This window comes from Streptococcus fryi (assembly GCF_053206505.1).
On the sequence record NZ_JBRUGW010000058.1, the window covers coordinates 1 to 3,604 of the forward strand.

At 36.2% G+C, this 3,604-nt stretch carries 4 protein-coding genes; 3 read left to right on the forward strand and 1 reads right to left on the reverse strand.

The genetic code is table 11. The features are described 5' to 3' along the window. Nucleotides 1–165 precede the first annotated feature (165 nt). Nucleotides 166–357, reverse strand: a complete 192-nt coding sequence (locus ACVRZH_RS09840) for a hypothetical protein (protein WP_447455105.1) — start codon at nt 355–357, stop codon at nt 166–168. A gap of 201 nt (nt 358–558) precedes the next feature. Between ACVRZH_RS09840 and ACVRZH_RS09845 the strand changes: the two genes are divergently transcribed. From ACVRZH_RS09845 to ACVRZH_RS09855, 3 genes are read left to right on the forward strand one after another with little or no spacing between them, the layout of a single operon-like run. Then, on the forward strand, nt 559–1,026 hold the full coding sequence (locus tag ACVRZH_RS09845; RefSeq protein ID WP_447455106.1) for an NUDIX hydrolase: 468 nt from the start codon (nt 559–561) through the stop codon (nt 1,024–1,026). Nucleotides 1,027–1,054: 28 nt separating this feature from the next. After that, a complete protein-coding gene (locus tag ACVRZH_RS09850; protein ID WP_447455107.1) occupies nt 1,055–2,224 on the forward strand; it encodes an AI-2E family transporter in 1,170 nt (389 codons plus the stop codon). Further along, on the forward strand, nt 2,214–3,452 hold the full coding sequence (locus ACVRZH_RS09855) for a tetratricopeptide repeat protein (protein WP_447455108.1): 1,239 nt from the start codon (nt 2,214–2,216) through the stop codon (nt 3,450–3,452). Before ACVRZH_RS09850 ends, ACVRZH_RS09855 begins: the two co-directional genes overlap by 11 nt. Nucleotides 3,453–3,604: the final 152 nt, after the last annotated feature.

The window sequence follows — 3,604 nt, forward strand, 5'->3', positions numbered from 1 at the left end:
GTTCCATATGAGTCTTTCTAATGATGGTTTGCTTGCTTTTCATTATAGGTCATATGGGACTTTTTGATACTCAAAAGGCCCTATAATCTCTATGGTGGAGTTACCCACTACAGAAATTATAGAGCCAAAAATAGAAGCTGGATTATAAAATCCAACTTCTATTTTTTATTTTCCGAAAAGTCCCTTAACTTTATCTAAGACTTTATCAACGCCACCAGCGCTGTCGAGTAAGCCTTTTGCTTTTTCAACATATTCACCGAGATTGTCTTTGTTGTCTTCGATAAATTTTTTAGCCTCATTAAGGTCACCTTTTGCGATTAGCTCTTTTGCTTTATCAAGTAATTCATTTGGATTCATCTTTTTACCTCCTAGGATGATATGTTTATTAAACCATAACTTGCTTCTGATTTCAAGTTTTAGCTATTTTTTTTGAGCATATGGCATATACTAAACCATATCAAAATGTTTTAAAAAATCACTTAAGTTCTGAGGTTTATTTTTTAAATTGTATTAGCTATATGATATAATGTAAGAGAAGAATACATGGAGGATGAGGGAATGACTTTAGCGACAATTTGCTACATTGATAATGGTAGTAGCTTACTATTGATGTATCGTAATAAAAAACCAAATGATGTTCACGAGGGCAAATGGATTAGTGTTGGTGGTAAACTGGAAAAAGGTGAAACCCCTGATGAGTGTGCGAGACGAGAAATTTTTGAGGAAACTGGCTTAGTTGTAAAAAAGATGGATTTTAAAGGCATTATTACCTTTCCTAATTTTACTCCTGATACAGATTGGCATACTTATGTTTTTAAGGTGACAGCGTTTGATGGCGAGTTGCTGAGCGATAGTGTCGAAGGTACTCTTGAATGGGTGCCCTACCATGAAGTGCTTAAAAAACCAACATGGGAAGGCGATTATGAAATCTTTAAGTGGATTTTGGAAGATGTTCCGTTCTTCTCAGCTAAATTTACTTATGTAGATAAAGTGTTGGTTGATAAATCGGTGACGTTTTATGAATGAGCATTGTGAGCGCAAAGAAGGAGTAGAGATGAAAGAAGATCAGAAAAAATCTGCCTTGACCTTATTTTATACCTGGTTTTTAAATAGTCAAGCTGTGATTGCCTTGCTAATCATGTTATTAGTCTTTTTAAATGTTTTTGTCTTTTCTAAAATTAGTTTCTTATTTACACCTGTCTTATCATTTTTGGGAATTGTCATGCTACCTTTGGGCATTTCAGGATTATTATATTATTTACTGAAACCCCTTGTTGATTTTTTTGAACGTAAGGGCATGAGCCGTGTTTGGGCAATTAGTGTTGTTTTTGCTCTTGTAGTTGCTATTTTGATTTGGGGTATAGCAGGTGTTGTTCCAACTATTCGTGAGCAATTAACGGCATTTATCAAAAATTTTCCGAATTATGTTACTGAGGTGGAAAAACAGGTTACTCGTTTATTAAGTGATGAGCGACTGGAGTCCATTCGTCCGCAGGTGTCAGAACTACTTGATAGGGCTAGTCAAAAAGCAATTACTTATGCTCAAACTTTTTCAAAATCGGCAGTTGATTGGGCAAGTCAGTTTGCTTCAGCTATCGCTAAAGTTACAGTAGCTATTATGATTGCACCATTCATCATCTTTTATCTGTTAAGAGATGGTAGTCAGATGAAAGGGAATATTGTCAAATATTTACCGACAAAGCTGCGTCAGCCAATCGGTCGTATTTTGACGGATGTCAATAAGCAATTCGCAGGCTATGTGCAAGGTCAAGTCACTGTTGCTGTTATTGTTGGATTGATGTTTTCTATCATGTTTTCGGCAATTGGTATTCCTTATGCAGTGACCTTTGGTATTTTAGCTGGAATATTGAATATGGTGCCTTATTTAGGTAGTTTTTTAGCTATGGTTCCTGTTGTTATTTTGGCAATGGTTGATGGACCCTTTATGCTAGTTAAGGTTTTATTGGTCTTTATGATTGAACAGACTATTGAAGGGCGTTTTGTAACTCCTTTGATTTTGGGTAATAAACTCAATATCCATCCAATTACTATACTGTTTATCTTACTAACATCTGGATCTTTGTTTGGTATCGGTGGTGTCTTAATTGCTATTCCAGTCTATGCCTCTTTGAAAGTGATTATTGGTGAACTCTTTAATTGGTATAAAGAAGTTAGCGGTTTGTATGATGAAGATACTGAGGAGGAAAGACATGATAACTCATAGTGAGCAGATGCTAAATGCCTTGGATAATCATGATTTAGATTTAGCTAATGCTTATTTTATAAAGGCATTAGAAACAGATGATGAGAGAACTTTGCTAGATTTGGGGTACTATCTGGAAAGTATCGGTTTTTTTCCACAAGCCAAGGAAATCTACCTAAAATTTAAGGATAACTATCCAGAACTGTATTTAAGTTTAGCTCAAATTGCCAACGAGGATGGTCAGATAGAGGAAGCATTTTTGTATTTGGATGCAATAGCTAAAGATAGCCCGCATTATGTCAATAGTTTGCTGATTATGGCTGACCTCTATGATTCCGAAGGTTTGAGTGAGGTGGCTAGGGAGAAACTGATTGAAGCAACGACTTTAACTGATGAGCCTCTTGTCACCTTTGGGTTGGCTGAAATAGAATTATCTTTGGAACATTATCAAGAAGCGATTAAGCTTTATGCCAGTTTGGATAATCGTCTTATATTGGAAGAAACAGGCATTTCGACTTATGAACGTATTGGTAAAGCATACGCTAGTCTAGGTCATTTTGAAACGGCAATTTCGTTTTTGGAAAAGGCAGTTGAGATTGAGTTTGATGAACAAACGGTTTTTGAATTGGCAACACTACTCTATGAACAGGAAGAGTATCAAAAAGCGAATTTGTACTACAAACAGATTGCTACGATTAGTCCTGATTTTGAAGGTTATCACTATGCTTATGCGATGTCATTGAAGGCTGAGTTTAAGTTGGAAGACGCATACAGGGTTGCTCAAGAAGGGCTGTCCTATAATGCCTTTGATTCGTCATTGTTGTTATTAGCCTCTCAATTGGCATATGAGACACATGATAGTCAGCAATCAGAGGCTTATTTAATTCAAGCCAAATCAATTGCAGAAGATAGTGAGGAAATTCTTCTACGCTTGTCCACGCTCTATTTGGAACAAGAGAGATTTGAAGATTTAGTGGATTTGGATGTAGAAGGCATTGATAATGTCATTACAAGATGGCATATTGCCAAAGCTTATCTGGAAATAGATGAAGCTGATAAGGCCTTGTCTATCTATGAAGATATTGAGGAGTTGTTAAAGGATAACCCTGAATTCTTAAAAGACTACATTTATCTATTGAGGGAATTTGGAATGAGACTAAAGGCAGTTTCATTATGTGAACGCTATCTGACCTTGGTTCCAGATGATCTGGAGTTGATTGGCCTACTTGATGAATTGCTGTCTCAATAGATTTGAGAGTAACGTAATGTTGCTCTTTAGGGCTCTTTGTCAACTGTAGTGGGTAGATGAAAAGCTAACATCTGGAGAGAATCAGATTGGTTCTCTCCTTTTTGATGTTCAAGGCAATCAAAATCCTTCTTTTAAAGTTGTCAAAGTTTCGG

Bases quoted from the DNA above. Each gene is read 5' to 3' on its own strand.
- ACVRZH_RS09845 (WP_447455106.1), top strand. From the start codon at position 559: ATGACTTTAGCGACAATTTGCTACATTGATAATGGTAGTAGCTTACTA.
- ACVRZH_RS09850 (WP_447455107.1), top strand. From the start codon at position 1,055: ATGAAAGAAGATCAGAAAAAATCTGCCTTGACCTTATTTTATACCTGG.
- ACVRZH_RS09840 (WP_447455105.1), bottom strand. From the start codon at position 357: ATGAATCCAAATGAATTACTTGATAAAGCAAAAGAGCTAATCGCAAAA.